The organism is Arthrobacter sp. CAU 1506 (assembly GCF_005047635.1).
Lineage (GTDB): Bacteria > Actinomycetota > Actinomycetes > Actinomycetales > Micrococcaceae > Crystallibacter.
The window spans coordinates 91,226-111,846 of the sequence record NZ_SUKC01000005.1 but is presented as its reverse complement, the minus strand read 5'-3'; the positions used below and the strand labels follow the sequence as shown (position 1 = coordinate 111,846).

At 66.4% G+C, this 20,621-nt stretch carries 19 protein-coding genes; 10 read left to right on the top strand and 9 right to left on the bottom strand.

Features of this window, described 5'->3' with window-relative positions; all coding sequences use genetic code 11:
* The first annotated feature begins 101 nt into the window (after window positions 1-101).
* Window positions 102-1,184: a diacylglycerol kinase family protein gene (locus tag E4J89_RS07920; RefSeq protein WP_136785588.1), complete on the top strand. Its 1,083-nt coding sequence runs from the start codon at window positions 102-104 to the stop codon at window positions 1,182-1,184.
* Window positions 1,185-1,230: 46 nt separating this feature from the next.
* Here the strand turns inward: E4J89_RS07920 and E4J89_RS07915 are convergent, their stop codons facing one another.
* The 3 genes from E4J89_RS07915 to E4J89_RS07905 all read right to left on the bottom strand — a co-directional run bounded on the left by E4J89_RS07915 (window position 1,231) and on the right by E4J89_RS07905 (window position 2,893).
* Window positions 1,231-1,560: a hypothetical protein gene (locus E4J89_RS07915; protein ID WP_136785587.1), complete on the bottom strand. Its 330-nt coding sequence runs from the start codon at window positions 1,558-1,560 to the stop codon at window positions 1,231-1,233.
* Between the two features lie 80 nt (window positions 1,561-1,640).
* Entirely contained in the window at window positions 1,641-2,567 is a 927-nt protein-coding gene (gene pheA, locus E4J89_RS07910) for a prephenate dehydratase (RefSeq protein WP_136785586.1), read from the bottom strand.
* Window positions 2,567-2,893: a rhodanese-like domain-containing protein gene (locus tag E4J89_RS07905; RefSeq protein ID WP_136785585.1), complete on the bottom strand. Its 327-nt coding sequence runs from the start codon at window positions 2,891-2,893 to the stop codon at window positions 2,567-2,569. Before E4J89_RS07905 ends, pheA begins: the two co-directional genes overlap by 1 nt.
* 130 nt (window positions 2,894-3,023) lie before the next feature.
* Here E4J89_RS07905 and E4J89_RS07900 point away from each other — a divergent pair, with 130 nt between their 5' ends.
* The 3 genes from E4J89_RS07900 to E4J89_RS07890 all read left to right on the top strand — a co-directional run bounded on the left by E4J89_RS07900 (window position 3,024) and on the right by E4J89_RS07890 (window position 6,822).
* Window positions 3,024-3,767, top strand: coding sequence for a peptidase E (locus E4J89_RS07900; RefSeq protein WP_136785584.1), 744 nt, complete (start codon window positions 3,024-3,026; stop codon window positions 3,765-3,767).
* Window positions 3,768-3,840: 73 nt separating this feature from the next.
* Window positions 3,841-5,223 carry an amidase gene (locus E4J89_RS07895; protein WP_136785583.1) on the top strand — a complete coding sequence of 461 codons (1,383 nt, stop codon included), beginning with the start codon at window positions 3,841-3,843 and terminating at the stop codon, window positions 5,221-5,223.
* A gap of 117 nt (window positions 5,224-5,340) precedes the next feature.
* Window positions 5,341-6,822 (top strand): peptide MFS transporter, encoded by a 1,482-nt coding sequence (locus tag E4J89_RS07890; RefSeq protein ID WP_276606340.1) that lies wholly within the window; start codon window positions 5,341-5,343, stop codon window positions 6,820-6,822.
* Between the two features lie 170 nt (window positions 6,823-6,992).
* Here the strand turns inward: E4J89_RS07890 and E4J89_RS07885 are convergent, their stop codons facing one another.
* Complete coding sequence (locus E4J89_RS07885; RefSeq protein ID WP_136785582.1) at window positions 6,993-7,424, bottom strand: DUF4190 domain-containing protein; 432 nt, start codon at window positions 7,422-7,424, stop codon at window positions 6,993-6,995.
* A gap of 152 nt (window positions 7,425-7,576) precedes the next feature.
* Between E4J89_RS07885 and pgm the strand changes: the two genes are divergently transcribed.
* Entirely contained in the window at window positions 7,577-9,223 is a 1,647-nt protein-coding gene (gene pgm / locus E4J89_RS07880; RefSeq protein WP_136785581.1) for a phosphoglucomutase (alpha-D-glucose-1,6-bisphosphate-dependent), read from the top strand.
* A gap of 45 nt (window positions 9,224-9,268) precedes the next feature.
* Here pgm and E4J89_RS07875 read toward each other — a convergent pair whose 3' ends face one another.
* Both E4J89_RS07875 and E4J89_RS07870 read right to left on the bottom strand, forming a co-directional pair.
* Window positions 9,269-10,657: an aldehyde dehydrogenase family protein gene (locus E4J89_RS07875; protein WP_240691788.1), complete on the bottom strand. Its 1,389-nt coding sequence runs from the start codon at window positions 10,655-10,657 to the stop codon at window positions 9,269-9,271.
* Window positions 10,654-11,550 carry an SDR family NAD(P)-dependent oxidoreductase gene (locus E4J89_RS07870; protein ID WP_136785580.1) on the bottom strand — a complete coding sequence of 299 codons (897 nt, stop codon included), beginning with the start codon at window positions 11,548-11,550 and terminating at the stop codon, window positions 10,654-10,656. The genes E4J89_RS07875 and E4J89_RS07870 overlap by 4 nt, the downstream gene beginning before the upstream one ends.
* A 141-nt stretch (window positions 11,551-11,691) precedes the next feature.
* Here E4J89_RS07870 and E4J89_RS07865 point away from each other — a divergent pair, with 141 nt between their 5' ends.
* From E4J89_RS07865 to E4J89_RS07850, 4 genes are all read left to right on the top strand, one after another.
* Window positions 11,692-13,005, top strand: a complete 1,314-nt coding sequence (locus tag E4J89_RS07865; protein WP_136785579.1) for a solute carrier family 23 protein — start codon at window positions 11,692-11,694, stop codon at window positions 13,003-13,005.
* A 139-nt stretch (window positions 13,006-13,144) separates the two neighbouring features.
* Complete coding sequence (locus tag E4J89_RS07860; RefSeq protein ID WP_136785578.1) at window positions 13,145-13,354, top strand: dodecin; 210 nt, start codon at window positions 13,145-13,147, stop codon at window positions 13,352-13,354.
* Between the two features lie 709 nt (window positions 13,355-14,063).
* On the top strand, window positions 14,064-15,245 hold the full coding sequence (locus tag E4J89_RS07855) for a cytochrome P450 (protein ID WP_136785577.1): 1,182 nt from the start codon (window positions 14,064-14,066) through the stop codon (window positions 15,243-15,245).
* A gap of 53 nt (window positions 15,246-15,298) precedes the next feature.
* Window positions 15,299-16,471 carry a substrate-binding domain-containing protein gene (locus E4J89_RS07850; RefSeq protein WP_169303940.1) on the top strand — a complete coding sequence of 391 codons (1,173 nt, stop codon included), beginning with the start codon at window positions 15,299-15,301 and terminating at the stop codon, window positions 16,469-16,471.
* Window positions 16,472-16,817: 346 nt separating this feature from the next.
* Here the strand turns inward: E4J89_RS07850 and E4J89_RS07845 are convergent, their stop codons facing one another.
* From E4J89_RS07845 to E4J89_RS07835, 3 genes are all read right to left on the bottom strand, one after another.
* On the bottom strand, window positions 16,818-17,819 hold the full coding sequence (locus E4J89_RS07845) for an ABC transporter permease (RefSeq protein WP_136785575.1): 1,002 nt from the start codon (window positions 17,817-17,819) through the stop codon (window positions 16,818-16,820).
* Window positions 17,816-19,348, bottom strand: a complete 1,533-nt coding sequence (locus tag E4J89_RS07840; protein WP_136785574.1) for a sugar ABC transporter ATP-binding protein — start codon at window positions 19,346-19,348, stop codon at window positions 17,816-17,818. The genes E4J89_RS07845 and E4J89_RS07840 overlap by 4 nt, the downstream gene beginning before the upstream one ends.
* Before the next feature lie 229 nt (window positions 19,349-19,577).
* A complete protein-coding gene (locus tag E4J89_RS07835; RefSeq protein WP_127513154.1) occupies window positions 19,578-19,766 on the bottom strand; it encodes a ferredoxin in 189 nt (62 codons plus the stop codon).
* Between the two features lie 213 nt (window positions 19,767-19,979).
* Between E4J89_RS07835 and E4J89_RS07830 the strand changes: the two genes are divergently transcribed.
* Window positions 19,980-20,438, top strand: a complete 459-nt coding sequence (locus E4J89_RS07830; protein WP_136785573.1) for an HtaA domain-containing protein — start codon at window positions 19,980-19,982, stop codon at window positions 20,436-20,438.
* Window positions 20,439-20,621 lie beyond the last annotated feature (183 nt).

Below are 20,621 nucleotides of genomic sequence, written 5' to 3'. Positions count from 1 at the left end.
GGGTACCGAATAAGGCGTTCCGCCCTCGATCCGCGCCGACCGGCATCGGCAGCGATGCAGCGGGCGTACACAGGGGCGCCGCTGGATATCCTAGGAGCACCATGCCTGCCGAATGGATCGTCGCCCTCATCGTTGCCGCTGTTGCGGCCGCCTTGCTGGTGATCTGGCTGGGCGTTCGGCGGGCTTCCCGGCGGCGGATGGAGGGTGGGTCCGCGGTTGCGGTGCCGTCTCCGGCCCTGCCCGACCAGCGCGTGGTGTTCATCCTGAACCCGGTCAAGAACGGCGCGGCCGAAGCCCGGCTGCAGGTGGAGGCTGCCTGTGCCGCGGCCGGATGGAGCCCTCCGCTGGTCTTGGAAACCACTCCCGAGGACCCGGGCCACGGTCAGGCGAGACGCGCCCTGGAAGAGCGGGCCGACGTCGTGATTGCCGGCGGCGGGGACGGCACCATCCGGGTGGTCGCCTCGGAACTGTCAGGCACCCAGATGCCGATGGGCGTGCTGCCGTTGGGCACCGGGAACCTGCTGGCGCGGAACCTCGGTCTGGAGCCGAGTGCCCTGCAGGCCAATATCAACGTGGCGTTGCACGGTGTTATCCGGATGATCGATACGGCGGACATCACGCTGGAGAACTCGGCCACCGGCTCACGTGTGCATGACAGTTTCCTGGTGATCGCCGGCATCGGGGTGGACGCGGACGTGCTGGCCGATACCCGGGACGACCTCAAACGCCGCTTCGGCTGGGTGGCCTACTCAGAAGCCGGTGTCCGCCACCTGGCCGGGCAGCGCAAACGGGTCATGGTCAGCATCGACGGCCAGCCGGCCCAGCCACGGCGGGTGCGCAGCATCCTGCTGGCCAACTGCGGGAAGCTCCCGGCGGGAATCGATTTCATCCCCACCGCGGAGATCGACGACGGCGAACTGGACATTGTGGTGCTCAGCCCGCGTAGCGTGGTCGGCTGGCTCTGGATTGCGGCCAAGACCCTGGTCCGGCACGCAGCGCCGATTCCGGTGATCGAATACCACCGTGGACGGACGGTTCGGATTACCGCGCACGACCCGATGGGCACCCAGCTGGACGGCGACCACTCGGGGCCGGTCACGTCGCTAACCGTTGAGGTCAGGCCGCGATCGCTGGCCGTCCGGACCGCATCGATCCCGACCGCCGGCAGCGCCCGCCCCGCCTAGGAGCAGGCGGCCGCCGCCGTCACAGGGGAGGGATTACACCGGGCGCTTAGGTGTCGTCGCCGCCGGCGTTGAGCGGATCGTCGCTGGAGTCGGCTTCGTCGGTGTCGTGCAGCTCTTCGCCCGGGATGTCGATGGGCTGCTCGTCCGCTTCGAGGGCCGGAATCTCGGCGTCCGGCTGCTGCAGATCTTCCTCTGCGGGAACCGGGAACTGGCCGGCGGCCTGCTGGTGGATCAGCTGCTGCTCTTCGGCGAAGCGCAGGTCGTTTCCTTGGTCGCCGAGGTCACCCACCCGGCTCTCGCTGGCGGTTTGGTTCAGCGCCTCCTCCGGGGTCGGCTCCCCGTCCTGGTACTGGTCCCTGCCGTTCTGCTGTGTCATGGTGCTCCGATCTGTGGTCCCGAGGGCCGTTTTCCTCAGCATACTGACCATACCCAACCACCGGTACCCCGCGGGGGCGCTCAGCGGGACAGCAGCAAGTCCCTGACCCAGCCATCCGCCTTCAGGAACGCGTCGTCCTGGTTGCTGCGCGGAACGGTGTGGCCGCGGCGGTCGGCCCGCGGATAGGAGCCAAGGAACCTCAGGCCGGGGCTGAGCCGATGCAGCCCGCGCACCGCGTCTGCCACCCGCTCTTCGGCCAGATGCCCTTCGGCATCCAGACTGAAGAAATAGTCGCCCAGGAACTGCCCGGTGGGCCGCGACTCGATCCGGCTCAGGTTCACCCCGCGGCTGGATAGCTGTTCCAGAATCGCCACTAGCGCTCCTGGATGATCCTGCGGCAGCGGGACCACCAGCGTGGTCTTGTCCGCACCGGTCGGCGCGGGCAGTGCACCGGGCCGGCTGACCAGGATGAAGCGGGTGACGGCGTCGGGAATGTCTCCGATGTCATCGGCAAGCACTTGCAGGCCGCGCTGCTGGGCAACCAGCGGAGAGCAGATCGCGGCTTGGTGTCCAGCGCCCGGTTCCAGCAGCCCCACTCCGGCCGCCGCTGTCGACGACGCGGGCAGATATGCCGTCTGCGGAATATTCTCGCTGCACCACGCCCGGCACTGGGCCCACGCGTGCGGATGGGTGGAGACCACGGAGATCGACTGGCGCTCCGTCCCCGGCCGGACGGCGAGGACAAAGCGGATGGGCACCAACTGTTCGCCGATGATCTGCAGCGGCGCGCCCCCGGCTATCGCGTCCAGTGTGGCGCTCACGCCGCCCTCGACCGAGTTCTCGATCGGAACCATCGCGGCTCCTGCTTCGCCCGAGCGGACCGCATCCAGGGCGGCCTCGACATTGGAAGCCGGGATCCGGCGCGCGTCTGCTGCCCCGGGGACCTGGAGGAGGGCTGCTTCGGTGAAAGTGCCCTCCGGCCCCAGGAAGGTGTAGACGGTGGTCATTACTGGACCCGGGGCTCCTGCCCGTCCTCGGACACGATGGGCTTGCCGGCGTCCAGCCATGCACCCATGCCGCCGCTGATGTTCACGGCGGAATACCCGTTCCCGTTCAACCACTCGGTGGCCCGGAAGGAGCGGCCGCCGCTGCGGCACACCACATGCAGGTCCACATCCGGGTCCAATTCCTCCAGGCGCAGGGGCAACTCGTTAAGCGGGATATGCACCGCGCCGGCGATGTGCCCGGCTTCCCATTCGTAGTCCTCGCGCACGTCCAGAATGGTGGCGTCGCCGCCTACGCTGTTGACGTCCACGTTCTCGACATCGCTCATGGCAACCTCCACAATGCGCGGCAGCCACTGCCGCCGCTGATGAATTCTTTAGCACGCGACCCGGCAATTTGGCCGCATCACAAGCCTATAGTGGGATCGTCCGCTGCACCTTAATGAGACAGGGGTATCCATGGCCGCAGACCAGCCGACCATCCTGGCCACCTCCGGAGGAATCAAAGCCGGGGTGCGCAGCCGGATCGCGTTCAATCATCTGGTGCGCCACGCCGTCGACCTGTCCGGGGCCAGCGGGCGGGCGCCGCGGGTGACGCACCTGGGCACCGCAGGTGGCGACCAGCGCTGGTTCCAGGCTGAACTGGACGAGGCGGCCCGCACGGTCGGGTATGACCTGAGCCATCTCAACCTGTTCACCATGCCCAACGTGCCCGACCTCGAGGAGCACCTGCTCAGCCAGGACGTGGTCTGGGTGGGCGGCGGTTCAGTGGCCAACCTGCTGGCGGTGTGGCGGGTCCACGGACTGGATTCCATCTTCCGGCGGGTCTGGCACGCCGGGGTGGTCCTGGCCGGCGTCTCCGCGGGCTCCATCTGCTGGTTCCGCGGCGGCACCACCGACTCCTTCGGCCCCGAACTGCGGCCGGTCACCAACGGGCTGGGGCTGCTGCCCTATGACAATGGCGTCCACTACGACTCGGAACCGCAGCGCCGGCCGCTGGTGCACCGGCTGGTGGCAGACGGCATCCTGGGCGAGACTCATTGCACCGACGACGGGGTGGGGCTGGTCTATCACGGCATCGAATTGGCCGCGGCCGTCAGCGAGACCGAAGGGAAACTGGCCTACCGGGTCACCGCGCAGGCCGGCGACGGGCCGGAAGCCATTGCGGTGGAAGAACCGATCGAGGCGCGCTTCCTCGGCTGAGCGAGGCGGACTACCCACAGCGGGGCGCGGCAGGATTGGCCCGCACCGCCAGGCGGGGCTACAGTTACGGGCGATGACTGCACTGCATGATTTGACGGCGGTTGCCCAGCGCGACGCCGTGGCCCGCGGCGAACTGTCGGCCCGGGAACTGACGGACCACTATCTCCGCCGGATCGAGGCACTGAATCCACGGCTCGGCGCCTTCATTACCGTGGGCGCGGACCAGGCGCTCAAGCACGCGCGCGCCGCCGACGACCACCAGGCACGGGGCGGGACGCTGGGCCGACTGCACGGGCTTCCGCTCGCCTACAAGGACCTCACCGACGTGGCAGGCCTTCCGACCACACATGGCAGCGCCGCCCTGGATCACCGGCCGGCACTGGCGAACCACCCGCTGGTGGACGTCCTGGAAGCCGCCGGCAGCATCACCCTGGGCAAGACCCAGGTGCCGGAGTTCGGCCTGACCTCCTATAGCGAGAACCACGTGGCGCCTCCGGCCCGCAATCCACTGGACCCCACACTGAGCCCGGGCGGCTCCTCCGGCGGCAGCGCCGCCGCCGTCGCGGCGGGGATGCTGCCCTTTGCCCCGGGGTCCGACGGCGGCGGTTCGGTGCGGATTCCGGCAGCCGCCACCGGACTGGTGGGACTTAAGCCCGGACGCGGCCGGCTGCCCGCCGGCACCACCGGTGAGGACGCCGGCCAGCTGGTGGTGGCAGGACCCTTGGCCCGCACCGCAGCCGACGCCGGCCTGCTCATGGACGCCATGGCCGATGAGCCCTTGGCCCGGGCGGCCTTCGGCACGGAACCGGATTTCCTTGGCGCCGCACTCCGGGCCGAGGGCCGTTTCCGGATCGGCGTCAGCACCGACTCTCCGTTCGAGTCCGCGTACCCGCTCTCACTGGATCCGGAGGCGGACCAGGCGCTCGAGACAGCGATGGAGTTGCTGCTGGGGCTGGGGCACGAGCTGGCGGACGCGGAGGTCCGCTACGACAACCGCTACCCGGACGCTTTCGCCACGGTGTGGACCTCCGGCCTGGCCGGGCTGGAGCTGCCGGCCGGCCGCGAACCGCAGCTCATGCCGCTCACCCGGGCTTTCCGCCGCCGGGCCGCGAAGCGCAAGCCAGAGGCCCTGGCCGAAGCCCTGTCCGTGTTGTCACACTTCCAGGAGCACACCCGGGCCCAGTTCGGCCGCTACGACCTGATGCTCACGCCCGCGCTGGCGCAGACGCCGCGGCCGGTCGGCTGGTACACCTCCACGGGCGCGGATGTGGACTACATGCGCCAGTGCCAATATTCGCCCTTCACGTCGCTGGTGAATGTGTGCGGCCTGCCCGCCATTGCCGTTCCGGTCAGCACCACCGAGGAGGGCTTGTCCATGGGCATCCAGCTGATCGGCCGGCCGGGCTCCGAGGCCGCGCTGCTCGCCGTCGCCGCCCAGCTGGAGAGCGTGCGCTGACCTGCCGGAGAACCCCGCGCTGACCTGCGCAAACGCATTATCACCCGCGCCCTGGCGGGGCAAGGATATGACAATGCGTGTCGCTGAGTGTCAGAATTGAACACCGTGAGCAATACCGTGCAGTCCGGGAATCCGCAGCCGGAACAAGCAATAAAGTCCAGCCAAACCGGCAAAACATTCTTCGGGCATCCACGGATGCTGGCCAATCTTTTCTCCGTGGAACTCTGGGAGCGCTTCTCCTTCTACGGCATGCAGGGCATCCTGCTCTACTACATGTACTACTCGGTCGCCGAGGGCGGCCTGGGCATCGACGAAGGCATCGCCACCGGCCTGGTGGGCGCTTATGGCGGCGGTGTCTACCTCTCCTCCATCCTGGGCGCGTGGGTAGCCGACCGCATCCTGGGTTCCGAAAAGGTTCTCTTCTTCACCGGCATCATGGTCATGCTGGGACACATCGCGCTGGCAGTGCTTCCGGGCGGCGTGGGACTGGCCGTCGGCCTGATCCTGGTGGCCATCGGCTCCGGCGGCCTGAAGGCCACCGCCAGCTCGCTGGTCGGCTCGCTGTACAGCCTGAAGGACGACCGCCGCGACGCCGGCTTCTCCATCTTCTACATGGGCGTGAACATCGGCGGCCTGTTTGGCCCGCTGCTCACCGGCCTGGCCCAGGTGCAGCTTGGCTTCCACTACGGCTTCGGCCTGGCCGCGCTGGGCATGGCGATCGGACTGACCCAGTACGCGCTGACCCGCAAGAACCTCCCCGAGGCCTCGCACCATGTGGCCAACCCGCTGCCGCGCAGCAACTACGGCAAGGTCGCTGCCGTGGCCGCGGCCGCCGTCGTCATTGTGGTGCTGCTGGTGGCCTTCGGCCTCGTTACCGCCGAGAACCTTGCCCCGATCATGGCGTGGCTGGCGATCATCGCGGCGGTCGTCTACTTCGTGGTGATCCTCTCCAGCAAGAAGGTGGACGGTGTGGAGCGCAAGCGCGTGTACGCCTTCATCCCGCTGTTCATCGCCTCCGCCGCGTTCTGGGCGCTGTTCCAGCAGCAGTTCACCGTGGTGGCACTGTACGCGGACAAGCAGCTTGACCGCTCGCTGGGTGGCTGGGAAATGCCGGCCAGCTGGGTGCAGTCCATCAACCCGGTGTTCATCATCGTCTTCGCCGGCATTTTCGCCGCCGTGTGGACCAAGCTCGGCCCCAAGCAGCCCAGCTCTCCGATGAAGTTCGCCCTGGGCCTGGTGGTCATGGGCCTGGCGTTCCTGGCCTTCATTCCGCTGGCCGGCGGCGGCGCCAACTCCACCCCGCTGCTGGCGATGGTGGGCATCCTGTTCCTGTTCACCATGGCGGAGCTGTTCCTCTCCCCCACCGGGTCCTCGGTCTCCACCAAGCTCGCCCCGAAGGCCTTCCAGACCCAGATGGTGGCATTGTTCCTGCTGTCCATCTCGCTGGGCACCACCCTGGCCGGCATCCTGGCCGGCTACTACGACCCGACCAATGAAGCGCCGTACTTCGGCTTCATCGGCGTGGTGGCGATCATCCTCGGCGTCGGGCTGGCAGCCGCCGTGCCGTCGCTGAAGAAGCTGATGGGCGGCATCCGCTAAATAGCGCTGCAAACAACGACGGCGATGCCCGGGTGAGGATTGGCTCCTCGCCCGGGCATCGCCGTCGTTAGCGGCGTCTACCTGATCAATTATTCAGTTACGGCCCTTCTGAGCGTTCAGAAGGGCCGTAACTGAATAGTCAATGGCGGAAGTGGGCCACCGGGGCGGGACTACATGCTGCCGAGGATGCCGATGAAGATCAGCAGGCACCAGATGCCTGCCACCGCGTAGCCCATGATCAGTCCGGCCATCGCGAGGCTGCGGCCAGCCGGTTCCTTGCCGAGGGCGATGTGGCCGAACACGATGGCCAGGATCTGCGGGACGAACATGAAGCCGAACGTCACCACGGAGACGATGCCGAGCACCAGCGCCGCAATGCTCAGGCCCTTCGGCTGCGCCTGCGGCGTGTAGTACATCGGCTGGTTGTAGTCCGGCCCGCCATACGGCTGCTGCCCGGCGTACGGCTGGGCGCCCGGACCGGGCTGGTAGGAGTACGGGTGCGGCGCCTCGGGCTGGGACGGCACCTGGCCGGCGTTCGGATCGGTGTACCAGCCGGGGTGCTTCGGATCGTTAAAAGGCGGCCTGTTCTCCGTGCCGGACATGCTCTGGATTCCCCCTGGGGTGATGTCGCTGCGTCATGCAGCTGTGATGCGGGTGCCATACCAGTCTAGGCGGGCGCCGGATGTGCGGGTGTGACCGCCGGTTCCTGTCCCGGACCGCTACCGATCGGCGGGTTTTTTGGCATGCTTGAGGCATGGCAAACCGTGCGGGCACCGTAGCCCTCCCCAGCGACCTTGTAGACCTGACCGCGCTGCGGGACGCCTACTTCGACACCAAGCCGGATCCGGCCGACCCGGTCCAGCGCGTGGCCTTCGGCACCTCCGGGCACCGCGGCTCGAGCCTGAAAGCCTCCTTCAACGAGGACCACATCGCCGCCATCACCCAGGCGATTGTGGAGTACCGCGCCGGCCAGAGGATATCCGGCCCGCTGTTCGTCGGCAAGGACACGCACGCTCTCTCCGACCCGGCCCAGGACACCGCTCTGGAAGTTTTGGCCGGGAACGGCGTGACGGTGCTGGTCGATTCGCGCACCGGCTGGACCCCCACACCGGCGGTCAGCCACGCCATCCTGACCCACAACGCCGCCCATCCCGGCGCGCAGGGCGACGGGATCGTGATCACGCCCTCGCACAATCCGCCCGGCGACGGCGGCTTCAAGTACAACCCTCCGCACGGCGGCCCCGCGGACTCGGACGCCACCGGATGGATCGCCGCGCGCGCCAACGAGCTGCTGGAGGCAGGGCTGCGCGGGGTAAAGCGGATGACGCTGGGGCAGGCACAGTTCTCCGGTGCGGTGGGAACCTACGATTTCCTCGGCACCTACGTGGACGACCTGCCGCAGGTGCTGGACCTGGACGCCATCCGCAACGCCGGCGTGCGGATCGGCGCGGACCCGATGGGCGGGGCCTCGGTGGACTACTGGGGTGCTATCGCCGAGCGGCACCGGCTGAACCTGACGGTGGTCAACCCGACGGTAGACCCGCAGTGGGCGTTCATGACGCTGGACTGGGACGAGAAGATCCGGATGGACTGCTCCTCGCCGTCGGCCATGGCCTCGCTGATCAACGCGGTGCGTGGCGGCGGTGCCGCCTATGACATTGCCACCGGGAACGACGCCGATGCGGACCGGCACGGGATCGTCACCCCTGATGCCGGGCTGATGAACCCCAACCACTACCTGGCCGTGGCCATCGACTACCTCTACACTCACCGGCCGGACTGGCCGGCGCAGGCAGCGGTGGGCAAGACGCTGGTGTCCTCCTCGATGATCGACCGGGTGGCGGCGGGGCTGGGCCGGCGACTGGTGGAGGTGCCGGTGGGCTTCAAATGGTTCGTGCCCGGGCTGCTTTCCGGTGAGGGCGTTTTTGGCGGCGAGGAGTCGGCCGGGGCCTCGTTTGTCCGTTTCGACGGCAAGCCGTGGTCAACGGACAAGGACGGCATCCTGCTGGCGCTGCTGGCTTCCGAGATCAGCGCGGTCACCGGGAAATCGCCGTCCGAACTCTACGGTGGGCTGACCGCAAAGTTCGGATCGCCGTCGTATGCGCGCGTCGACGCCGCAGCGACCCGGGAGCAGAAGGCTGCGCTGGCGAAGCTTTCCGCCGCGGACGTGGCCGCCACGGAGCTGGCCGGCGAGCCAATCACTGCCAAGCTGACCGAAGCGCCGGGCAACGGCGCGGCCATCGGAGGACTCAAAGTCACCACCGAAAACGCCTGGTTTGCCGCACGGCCCTCCGGCACCGAGGACGTGTACAAGATCTACGCCGAGTCCTTCCGCGGACCAGACCATCTGGTACAGGTTCAGGCCGAGGCCAAAGCGATTGTAGACGCCGTCATCGCCTAGCGAGACCAAACCGGCTCCCCGCCTGCGGGGAGCCGGGGAATCCGGCTAGAGCAGTCGGCGCAGGATCCGGGTCTTGGCACCGTTGTACCGGGGATAAGCCACCCGGAGCGTGTCCAGCAGCCTCCCCTTGGAGAAGACCGGCCGGAGCTGGCTGAACGTATCGAAGGTGTGCTTGCCGTGATAGGCGCCCATTCCGCTGGCACCGGTGCCTCCGAACGGCAGTTCCGGCACGGCCAGCTGGATGGTGCTGGCGTTGTGGCTGATGCTCCCGGCCCGGATCCCGTGTTCGAACCGGCGCCGCTCGGCAGCGGAGGATGAGTACAGATAAGCGGCCAGTGGTGCCGGACGGGAGTTGATGAAGTCCATCGCCTCCGTGAGATCCGCAACGGTCAGCACAGGCAGGATCGGTCCGAAGATCTCCTCCTGCATCACTGCGGCATCCGGGGAGACACCGGTCAGCACAGTGGGCTCGATGTACAAGTGCTCCCGATCGGTCCGTCCGCCGGACGCCACCGTGCCGTCCGCCAGGTAGGAGGCCAGCCGGTCGAAGTGGCCTTCGTTCACTATGCGGCCGAAGTCCGCGCTCCTGGCCGGGTCCTCGCCGAACATCTCGCGGACTGCCCGGCCGAGCTGCTTCACCAGTGCCGGCGCCAGCGCTTCGGTTGTCAGGACATAGTCCGGAGCCACGCAGGTTTGGCCCGCATTCAGCAGCTTCCCATAGACCAGCCGGCGCGCGGCAGCGCGCAGATTGCCGCCCATCACGACGGCGGGGGACTTGCCTCCCAGCTCGAGTGTCACCGGCGTCAGGTGCTCGGCTGCAGCGCGCAGGACCACTTTTCCCACCTGCTCGCCGCCGGTGAAAAAGATGTGGTCGAAGCGCTCGGCGAGCAGCGCCGTCGATGCCTCCCGTCCGCCTTCGACCACGGTGACCGCCTCAGCGTCCAGATACTCGGGCAGCAGCCGCGCCAGGGCGCGGGAGGATGCCGGTGCCAGTTCGCTGGGCTTGAGGACAGCTGCGTTGCCCGCCGCCAGCGCCCCGACCAGCGGCGCCAGGAGCAGCTGGACCGGGTAGTTCCACGGCGCGATGATCAGCACCACTCCCAGCGGCTGCGGTTCTGTGCGTGCCGACGCCGGAAGCAATCCCAGCGGGACCGGTACTCGCCGGCTCCGGATCCAGTCGGCAAGGTGTTTGAGCGCGTGTCCGGCTTCGGCGCGGGTGATCGAGATTTCGGTGAGGTAGCTTTCCAGGGCGTTCTTGCCGAGGTCACGTTGCAGCGCGGCGCTGAGCTCGGCTTCACCTTCGGTCAGCAGTCGGACCAAGGCCTGCAGTTGGTGGCGGCGCCAGGCAAGGGGCCGTGTCCTGCCCGAATCGTAAGTCTTCCGGACCGCGGCAACTTTGTCGGCCACGGCGGGGGTGTCGGTTCGCGCGCTCACGCGGTGGTTCCGCGTCCGTTGGTGTCGGAAGGGCCGCCGTCGGCAGCGGGCGCCGCGTCCGGCGTGGGCGTCGGCCGTCCGGTGAAGTGGTCCATAGACTGGTACACCTTGAAGACCCGCCCGGCCACCACGTCCCAGACGGGCTGGGGCAGAAGCCCGCGCAGGGCGCTGCCGAGCGGCACCGACCAGGGAAGCTGCACACGGGCTTTGCCCTCCATCAGCGCCGTCCAGGCCTTGTTGACCACGTATTCGGGTTCCATCAGCGGCGTGAGCAGTGGTCCGCGCGCCCCTTCGAACATCCCGGTCTTGATGTAGCTGGGGATGAGAGTGGTCACCCGCACGTGGCCGTGGCCTGCCTCCTCCAGTTCCAAGCGGACCGAATCGCTCCAGCCGATCACGGCCCATTTGGAAGCGGTGTAGACGCTCATCTTGGGCACCGAGAGCGTCCCGGAGGCCGAAGCGACATTGAGGATGCGGGCTGGCGTGCGCCGTTCAATCATCCGGGGCAGGAAGGAGCGGGTCACGCGCATCGGCGCCAGCGTATTGACCTGCATCACGGCGTCGATGTCCGCGTCCGTGTGGTCCCAGAAATACTTGCCGCGCACAATACCGGCGTTATTGATCAGGACATCGGGCACATCCGCGTCGGACATCGTTTCCGCGGCCGTCCGGTTCACCTCCGCGAGCGAGGACACATCTAGCGCGTAGGGGTGGATCCGGGCGCCGCCCAGGGACTGGAGTTCGTCGGCGGTGGCTGCCAAGGCGTCGGCGTCGCGGTCCCAGAGGATAACGGCCTTGGCGCCCTCGCTCACCGCACGTTCTGCGTACAGCCGGCCCATTCCCATGGCTCCGCCGGTGATGAGGACGGTCCGTCCACGCGCTGATATGCCCATGCTTGTCCGTTCGATCCGGGCCGCAGCGCAGCCGTCCGTCTGCCGTAAAATATGTGCGGGCATGCAACATAGGCTGCGGCACCCTACGCACCGGTAACATTCTCCACGAACCACTCCCCTTTGTCGCTGGAAGGCACACGCATGAGCAGGCTGGGCACAGACTGGAAAATCCACGCAGATGGCAAGACCATCAAGCCCGGCAGTTTCGTCGCTCCCAACGAACGCCTGACCTGGCCGCGCACCATCGGCATCGGCGCCCAGCATGTGATCGCCATGTTCGGCGCCACCTTCCTCGTTCCGCTGCTGACCGGATTTCCGCCGGCCACCACGCTGCTTTTCTCCGGCGTCGGCACCATCCTGTTCCTGCTGATCACGGCCGGCCGGATTCCCAGCTACCTGGGCTCCAGCTTTGCGTTCATTGCTCCCATTAGCGCTGCGATGAACCAGCACGGCATCGGCGGAGCGCTCGGCGGCCTGATCATGGCGGGCGCGGTGCTCTTCCTGATCGGACTCATCGTGCACAAGGCCGGCACGCATTGGATCCATGTAGTGATGCCGCCGGTGGTGACCGGTGCCATCGTGGCGCTGATCGGACTCAACCTGGCACCGACTGCTAAGGCGAACTTCGATGAAGCCCCAGTGACGGCACTGGTCACGGTGGTGGCCATCCTGCTGGTGACCGTGCTGTTCCGCGGACTGCTCGGCCGGCTCTCCATTTTGATCGGCGTGCTCGTCGGCTACGTGGTGGCCGTCCTGCAAGGCGAAGTGGACTTTTCCGCCATCGATGACGCTGACTGGTTCGGACTGCCGCAATTCCATGCCCCGGAGTTCCACATCTCCGTGATCGGCCTGTTTGTCCCCGTGGTCCTGGTGCTGGTGGCAGAGAACATCGGCCACGTGAAGTCTGTGTCGGCGATGACCGGTCAGGATCTGGACCCCGTAACCGGCCGCGCCCTGATGGCCGATGGTCTGGCCACCGTGCTGGCAGGCAGCGGTGGCGGATCCGGCACCACCACCTACGCCGAGAATATCGGCGTGATGGCAGCGTCCAAGGTCTACTCCACCGCCGCCTACTGGGTGGCCGGAATCGTCGCCATCCTGCTCAGCCTATTCCCGAAGTTCGGAGCCGCCATCGCCACCGTTCCGCTTGGGGTCCTGGGCGGTGCCGGCGTGGTGCTCTACGGCATGATCGGCATCCTCGGCGTGCGGATCTGGGTCCAGAACCGGGTGAACTTCGCCAACCCGATCAACCTGTCGGTGGCCGGCGTTGCCCTGGTGGTCGGCATTGCCAACTTCACCTGGACGGTTGGCGAGCTCACGTTCGAAGGCATCGCGCTGGGCACCGCCGCGGCTTTGATCATCTTCCACGGCATGAGTATGGTTGCCCGCTGGCGCGGCACCGAGCCGGTGGACTCGGCGGAAGACGAGGGCGTCAAACCGTCCAAGCTCGGCTAACCGGCCCTCCTCTGACGCGCCAACTCCCGGTGCCGCCCTGCTTTCGGGCCGCCGGGACCTAGACCGGGTGAAGGCCCGCCGCTAGCGTTGCTGACATCCTCGGGGAGTCCACCCCGGGGAACGTCCGCAAGGAGGAAGCATGGCCAACCACGTTTACAACGTCACGGAGATTGTCGGAACGTCGCCGGAGGGCATCGACGCCGCGGTCTCCAACGCCATTGCCGAAGCATCCAAGACGTTGCGCAATCTCGACTGGTTTGAGGTGAAATCTGTCCGCGGCCACCTCAATGAAGGCAAGATCTCGGACTGGCAGGTGACCATCAAGCTCGGCTTCCGGCACGAAAGCTAACCCCGGCCTCGACGAGGGCGCCCGGCGGTCAACGCGAGCCATCCATCTTTCGTTGTGGCGCCGGACGCCTTCCGCCGATATCCGAGCCGAGCAGTAACCGCTTCGGCTCGCTGACAAACCTTTCCCCGCCGCTGACAAAATGTTCCCCTCTCCCCTGCGGCCTCTGCGCCGGAGGGGATGACGCAGCGCCGTCTGCGGTCGCTGGTCGTTCCACCACCCCCGCGCTTCATACAGTGCTGGGCCGAGCGCGTTTACCCCTTTCTCGGGTCCGCTCGGCCTTTTTTCATCGGCGTAGCCAGCGCCCAGGTTCAGATCCGGGTTTATCCACCGCATCCGTTTCGGCTGTGGAGCGGCGCCCACCGCATCCGTTTCGGCTGTGAGAGCGGCCCCGTCCGACTTTGCCGCCGAGTTGGGTGACGCCGTGGCTGGGTTTCTGATCTCCCGGAGCCGCTGCCCAGCGGGCGCCGGGTTCTCACTGAGCGCTCGATAAATGTCGCACAACATTCTGTAAATTCTGTTGACTATGTAGTCAGCAGTGTGCCACGCTGTCGTCCAGTCGCCGGTGGACTCAACTCCCCGGCGAAGCAGACCAGGGACTTTTTCGTCGCAACGTTGCGGCATCCCGCTACGCCTCGCACCACTGAGCTTCTGCTCTACGCGAGGACGCCGCCGGATCCGCGACGAGCCGCATCGTCGTAGGAGGACGGACATGCCAGCCGCATCCGGAGCACCACCAGCAAGCGTCAACATTTTCGACGCATCTGACGATCCGTCGCTCTTGCGGGACCTGCGGGAAGCGGGCCCTGCGGTGTACGTCAAAGAGCACAACTTCTGGGTGCTCACGCGATACGAAGAGGTGCGGGCGGCTGCCATCGATTGGGAGACCTATTCGTCCGCGGAGGGCGTTGCGTTGCTGGATTCGGCCAACGACGCCATCCGCGGCGCCATCATCGCCACGGACCCGCCCGAGCATGACATGATCCGCGGGGTACTCGCTTCACAGACGTCCCCGCGCGCCATTGCCAAGCTGCGTGAACGGATCGCCAGCGAAGTAGATGCCATCACCGCAGAAGTGGTTGGTCGGGGCACCTTCGACGGTGTGGTGGATTTGGCCCGGGTCATTCCCGCCCGCATTGTTGGCGATTTGATCGGGATCCCGGATGAACCGCGAGATCATTTGTTCGTCGGCTCGGACGCGGTCAACCGCACTTTCGGCCCGGCAGACGCCCGCTTGGAAGCCGACATGCCAACCGTCATCTCGTTCCTTGACTGGATCGCCTCCGTCTCAAACCGCTCCAGTCTTCGGCCGGGCAGTTGGGGTGCGGCAGTCCTGGATGCCGTCGACGCCGGTGTCCTGACCGAGCACAGTGCGCAACTTCAAATGAATGCCCTGCTGGTTGCCGGCTTGGACACTACCGCGAACGCCCTGGGCGCGCTGCTCCGGGTCATGGCCGAACAGGCGCACCTCTGGGAGGCTCTGAAAGCGGATCCATCCTTGACTTCTCCCCTGTTCGAGGAGACCTTGCGGATGTGGCCGCCCGTGCGGGGGTTCTTCAGGCTCACCACGCGCGACGTGCAGGTTGGCGATGCAGCCATCCCGGCGGGCTCGCGTGTGTTCCTCCACTTCCAAAGTGCCAACCGGGATGAGCGGCATTATGCCGATCCCGACGTCTTCGACATATCGCGCAACCCTGTCGACCACCTGTCCTTCGGCTATGGCGTGCACGGCTGCGTCGGCCAGGCCGTGGCGCGATTGGAAGCGCACAGCGTGATCGCGTCGCTGCTGCGGCGCGTCGACAGCTTCGAACTCACCGGCACTCCCGAGCAGCGCGAACACCCGCTGATCAACGGCCTCGCTCATCTGCCGCTTCAGGCGCACCCCATCTCATGAGGGCGCCAACCAGCCATCCCCTCGGGGAGAAAAGAAAAGAGGGAATGAACAACATGAAGAAACGAATCACCAACGTGCTGCGGGGCCTGGTCGTGGCAACGGCCGCGGTCTCGCTCGCAGCATGCGGCGCCGGTTCTGATGCGGCACCTGCCGCATCAGAACCGGCGCAGGAACTGTCACCGGCAGCACAGGCAGCCCAGGAGATCGTCGAGACCATTTCGCAGCCGGTTGGGGAGTTCACGGCTCCCGGACCTGCCCTCGAAGGCGTCGCCGACTTGTCCGGATCAACCGTCTACTACGTCGCCGCGACGCTATCTGTGCCGATGTTCACCGTCATCGCCGACGCACTGGAGGAGGCACTCGGGGAAGCCGGGGTGTCCCTCCAGGTGTGCGATGGCAAGGCCAATCCCCAGTCGATCGCCACCTGCATCGACCAGGCCGTTCAGGCCGACGCCGGTGCCGTGATTTCCGGATCCGTTCCCTATGAACTCGCCAGCGTCGCGTTTGACTCGGTCACCAAGGCAGGCATCCCGCTGCTGTACACCCAGGTTGCTCCGGCCGGACCGGGTGACCCGAAGCAGGTGGGCTACCTGTCGCCGGACAATGTCGAAATGCAAGCTTGGATGGCCAACTGGGTCATCGCCGACTCCAACGCCAAGGCAGATGTCCTGGCCGTCGGCCTGTCGGACACCCCGGCGACCAAGCTGTGGATGGAGCAGGGCGCACTCGCGACCTACAAGGAGAAGTGTGCTGACTGCAAGGTGACCTTCCAGGAGATCAACACCGGGCAGATGGACAAACTGCCCAGCCAGATCAGCAGCGCTCTGGTGGCCAACCCCGGCATCACCCATATCCACGCCCTGGCCGACAGCCTGGTGCAGCCGATCCAGCAGGGTCTGCAGTCGGCGGGCATCAGCCCGGACGACGTCAAGGTGATCAGCATGGAAGGTTCGCTCGCGGTCATGCAGCTGCTGGCGGACGGTCGCTTCATGAACGCTGAAGTCGGCACCAACCTGCAGGCGCTGGGATGGTATTCCGCGGACCAAACGCTGCGGATGATGAGCGGGCAGCCCAGCGTGCAGAACCTGAAGTTCCCCTACCGCATGCTGTTCAGTCAGGAAGCCACCCAGGCGCTGACGCTGACTCCGGAAGCTGAAGCCTCCGGCGAATGGTACGGCGACGCTTCATTCCGCGAGGGCTTCACTAAGCTTTGGGGACTGGACTGACCAACCCGACGAGCGGTCGCCGTCGCAGTTCTCACTGAGACAACCCGGACGAAGGGGGGGTGTCCTGCAGCCACGACAAGCTGCAGGACACCCCCCTTTCGTTGCGCCGCCGTCGATTAGTTGCGCCGCCGCCGATGCAGTGGCCCACCGGGCTGCCCGCATACCCCGAGCTCCGGCGCTCCGGCGCTCCGGCGCGCCGGGGACCTGCGAATCCCCACCGGCTCACCGGGGCTCTGCCTCAGCCGGCCCGAGGCTGGGCGGAATGACCGCGCGCCGCCGGGCAGCGAAAAGCCACGGCCTGTCCCTCGCGGGCAGGCCGTGGCTATCTTCGCTTTACCGCCAGGACTCAGCCGCGGACCCTGCGCTGCAGGAGGAACGAGATGGTGACGGCCGCGACGAGGGCGACGCCGAAGAAGACTTCGGTGACCCAACCGGTCAGACGAAGCAACTGCAGGCCGAATACCCCGGTGAGCAGGAAGTATGCGGCAATCAATGTACCCATGGGGTTGAACCGACCGGGCACAACCGCGACGGTACCCAAGAAGACGGCCGCAAACGTGGGCATCAGCATCGTCGTTGCGGTGCCCGGATTGAAACCGCCAAGGCCGGTGGAAATGACCACGCCCGCGAAGCCACAGAGCAATGCGGAGGACAGATAGGCTCCGGTGCGGACCCGGGAGACGGACACGCCCGCGAGCCGGGCCACTGAGCGGTTCGCGCCAACGAACAACATGTGCCGGCCGAGCGGCGTCGCGCTCATGACATAGGTGACCACCACCGCCAGGACCAGGCCGTACCAGAACACCAGGGGGAGGCCGAGGAAGCGGCCCAGCGCCAGCCCCGACAGTGCCGGGTCCATCCCGCTGACCGTTGTCTCCCCCGACAAAAGGAACGCGAGGCCGCCCGCCACGCTGGCAACGCCGAGGGTCACCACGACGGAGTTGATGCCCACGCCGACGATCAGTCCGGCGTTGATCGCCCCGAAGGCCAAGGCAACCACGAGTGCGGCCAGTGCCGCGAGCGGATACGGCCAGCCGTGCAGCACCACCAGGGCGGGGACGGTGACGGCAGCGATCCCGAAGATCCCTGCGAAGGATAGGTCGAACTCCCCCACCGCCATCGTGATGACCACGGCCAGCCCCAGGAAGATCAGCGGCGTTTGCTGTCCGAGGACCGCACGCAGCGCACTCACGAGGCTGACGTCGCCCGGTACCGCAATGATGAGCACGATGATCATCAGCAGCCAGAGCAACACCAGGCTGTAGCGCTGCAGCACGATGGCCCAGAACCTTCGGAGCCGGGCGGGTTCCGGTCGGGCTTGGACCGGGGTCGTTGTTGTGGCACTCATTCCAGTCCTCCATCGGTAGCGCCGAACACTGCGGCGAGAATGTCTTCAGCTGTAAACGGTCGAACCAACTCCACTGCCACTTCCCCCTCGTTCAGTACAAGGACGCGGTCGCACACTGACACCAGATCGTCCGGTTCACTGCTGCACAGGACGACGGCGGCGCCATCGACGGCTGCTTGCCTGGTAGCACGCAACACCGAGCCGCGCGCGCCAACGTCTACCGCCTGAGTCGGGTCATCAAGCACCAGGAGGCTGGGTCCGCCCAGCAGCCACTTGCCCATCAGCACCTTTTGCTGGTTGCCGCCGCTGAGGGTGGCAACCACGGCGCGCGGATCATGCGGGCGCACGTCGAAGCCGGCCAGAACAGCGTTGGTTTCCGACCGCTGCCACCTTCCGCCCGACCGCCAAGGCCTCCCCTTCATCCTGAGATGCGGGATCGTCACGTTTTCCTCGACGGTGAGCTCGGTAGCGAGGCCCTCGCCGTGGCGGTCCTGCGGGATGTAGGCGATCCCTGCGCGCAAGGCAGCCGACGGGGACGACGAACCTAGGTCGAGCGTCCTTCCATCCACCACGGCCTGCCCCTGGCCCTGGATGGCACCACCGATCAGGGGCGCCAGGCTGGATAGGCCGGAGTCGACAGTGCCCGTGAAACCCACTACCTCGCCGCGTCTAATCTGAGCGCTCACCCCGCGAATACGTCCGCCGCTGAGGTCTCTCAGCTCAACACCACCGTCGCCTACGGTGGCGGGCATCGAGCTGGCGTAATCGTCCAGCTCGCCGTTGTGGCCCAACACCAGCCGGGTGAGCGCCGCCTCGTCCAGTTCAGCCGTCGGCACGCCCATCTCCACCACGCTGCCGTTACGCAGCGCCGTGACCCGGTCGGCGATCCGCAGGACTTCCCTGAGGTCATGGCTGACAATCAGCACGGCGGTGCCTTGGTCGGCGAGCAGCCGGATCATGCCGTAGAAGTCGTCAAGTGCCTCGTGTGGAATGGCGCGGGACGACTCGTCGAAGACAACAACGCCGCTGCCGGGCGTCCGCTCCTGGAGCGCACGTGCAACGGCGACGGCGACGCGTTCGCTCGGCTTGAGCGTTGCGACTTTGGCATGCGGATCTATCTGGACGCCCAGAAAATCGAAGGCTTGCTGTACCGCCTCGGTATCCCGGACCTTGTCGATCCACCCTGTGAACGGCCGGGTCGCATGGCGCCCCACCCGGACATTCTCACGCACGCTGAGGTCGTTCACTAAGCCAAGGTCCTGATGCACAAAGGCCAGGCCTTGCTCATGCAGGCCGCCGGGGTTGATTGGAGTGCCGATGCGGTGTCCGTCGACGAAGACTTCGCCACCCGGATCTGCTCGATAGACGCCGCTGATGAGTTTGATGAGCGTCGATTTCCCGGAGCCGTTCTGTCCGACGAGCGCGTGCACTTCGCCCGGCTCGATGACCAGCTGAGCGTCGGCGAGCACCGTCACTCCCGCGAATGTTTTCGACAACCCGCGCACTTCGAGTCGTGCTGTTGTGCTCATCGCGGCATCCGCTCCGAGAGCGCGGGGCCCGGGCCGTGAAGGCAGGGGATCACCTGTGTAAACGAGTACTGCACAGCACCTCCTTGTGTGGCAGTCGCGCAACGCTTTAGTTGCACGAATTGCACTGTTTTTGACACGCCCGACTAGGCCGCAGATGCGGGATCAGGAGCCTTGACACTCAGTTTGCGCAGACGCGGTACCGGGATCCGGTAGTTCAGGGCCACCGCCGTCATGCGAGCCGGAGGGCTGCCACGGGGCAGACGCGGACGGCAGCCTTCGCTGCTTCGAGGTTCGCAGCATCTACGTCTTCAACGTCCACGACCAGTTCCCCCTCGTCGTCGAGGTGCATCAGCTGAGGGGCCGCTTCTTCACACAGCCCGTGCCCCTCGCACCGCGGCCAGTCGACAACAATCTTCATCTTGACCTTCCTCACGGCAGCGCCGCCGCCATATTGTCCCAACCCGCACTAATCCGGTTTGTGATCTTGCTTACGCTCAGAATACATACTGTCGTGTGAAAATCCACACCGTAAAGCGACGCGGCGGAAACCATATTCGGACGTGTTCTTGTAACGTCAACATTCACCACGTGCCTGGAACAGATCCGGGTGCGGCCAGTGCAGGGGGCAGACATGGGCGCAGGAATACTCTGGCCAATCAAGACAAGCCTGACGGCCTACATCGAGTCGCTCGACGACGGCCGGATCGACGTCAAAGAGCCGGCAGAGAGGCGTCCGGAAGGTTTTTGGTTTCCTCTGCGGGAAGGCGAGGCCGCATCCGGCTCTGGTGGCAGCATGGAATTCGCCGGCTCGGTCAGATTGAGCGGACACTGGGGCATGCTCGACGTCGAATTTCAGGACCCACGCGTGGACTTCGACGATGCCGGAGCGGTTCTGCTGATCCGGGAACGCGGCGGCAGCAACCAGGAACGGTTCGTGGCCATCTCCCGGCTGACCCGGCAACCCGAGACATCGACGGGCGCAGCGAGCTTCGCCACAGTTCTCACCGGCGAAGGCGCCTTCCTGCTGGGTGGCCAGTACCCGGCCGGCACGGCGCTGAGTCCGGTCATGCTCTACCCGGCAATCCCGTAGGCTGTGCCGCCAATGAATGCACAAAACACATAATCATCATTCAAAACATTCATTTGTATTATGCGGGCGGACGTCGTTGGATAACCGTAGTGGCGCCGGACACATGATCCGGGTCACGGTCAATGCCCGAAGCCCGCAGTAGCGCCTGCCGCTTGCTGCGCCCTCTACACGATGCGAGGTGCC

Excerpts from the sequence above, each read along its gene's own strand:
- E4J89_RS07920 (WP_136785588.1), top strand. The coding sequence starts at position 102 with ATGCCTGCCGAATGGATCGTCGCCCTCATCGTTGCCGCTGTTGCGGCC.
- E4J89_RS07915 (WP_136785587.1), bottom strand. The coding sequence starts at position 1,560 with ATGACACAGCAGAACGGCAGGGACCAGTACCAGGACGGGGAGCCGACC.
- pheA (WP_136785586.1), bottom strand. The coding sequence starts at position 2,567 with ATGACCACCGTCTACACCTTCCTGGGGCCGGAGGGCACTTTCACCGAA.
- E4J89_RS07905 (WP_136785585.1), bottom strand. The coding sequence starts at position 2,893 with ATGAGCGATGTCGAGAACGTGGACGTCAACAGCGTAGGCGGCGACGCC.
- E4J89_RS07900 (WP_136785584.1), top strand. The coding sequence starts at position 3,024 with ATGGCCGCAGACCAGCCGACCATCCTGGCCACCTCCGGAGGAATCAAA.
- E4J89_RS07895 (WP_136785583.1), top strand. The coding sequence starts at position 3,841 with ATGACTGCACTGCATGATTTGACGGCGGTTGCCCAGCGCGACGCCGTG.
- E4J89_RS07885 (WP_136785582.1), bottom strand. The coding sequence starts at position 7,424 with ATGTCCGGCACGGAGAACAGGCCGCCTTTTAACGATCCGAAGCACCCC.
- pgm (WP_136785581.1), top strand. The coding sequence starts at position 7,577 with ATGGCAAACCGTGCGGGCACCGTAGCCCTCCCCAGCGACCTTGTAGAC.
- E4J89_RS07870 (WP_136785580.1), bottom strand. The coding sequence starts at position 11,550 with ATGGGCATATCAGCGCGTGGACGGACCGTCCTCATCACCGGCGGAGCC.
- E4J89_RS07865 (WP_136785579.1), top strand. The coding sequence starts at position 11,692 with ATGAGCAGGCTGGGCACAGACTGGAAAATCCACGCAGATGGCAAGACC.
- E4J89_RS07860 (WP_136785578.1), top strand. The coding sequence starts at position 13,145 with ATGGCCAACCACGTTTACAACGTCACGGAGATTGTCGGAACGTCGCCG.
- E4J89_RS07855 (WP_136785577.1), top strand. The coding sequence starts at position 14,064 with ATGCCAGCCGCATCCGGAGCACCACCAGCAAGCGTCAACATTTTCGAC.
- E4J89_RS07850 (WP_169303940.1), top strand. The coding sequence starts at position 15,299 with ATGAAGAAACGAATCACCAACGTGCTGCGGGGCCTGGTCGTGGCAACG.
- E4J89_RS07845 (WP_136785575.1), bottom strand. The coding sequence starts at position 17,819 with ATGAGTGCCACAACAACGACCCCGGTCCAAGCCCGACCGGAACCCGCC.
- E4J89_RS07840 (WP_136785574.1), bottom strand. The coding sequence starts at position 19,348 with ATGAGCACAACAGCACGACTCGAAGTGCGCGGGTTGTCGAAAACATTC.
- E4J89_RS07835 (WP_127513154.1), bottom strand. The coding sequence starts at position 19,766 with ATGAAGATTGTTGTCGACTGGCCGCGGTGCGAGGGGCACGGGCTGTGT.
- E4J89_RS07830 (WP_136785573.1), top strand. The coding sequence starts at position 19,980 with ATGGGCGCAGGAATACTCTGGCCAATCAAGACAAGCCTGACGGCCTAC.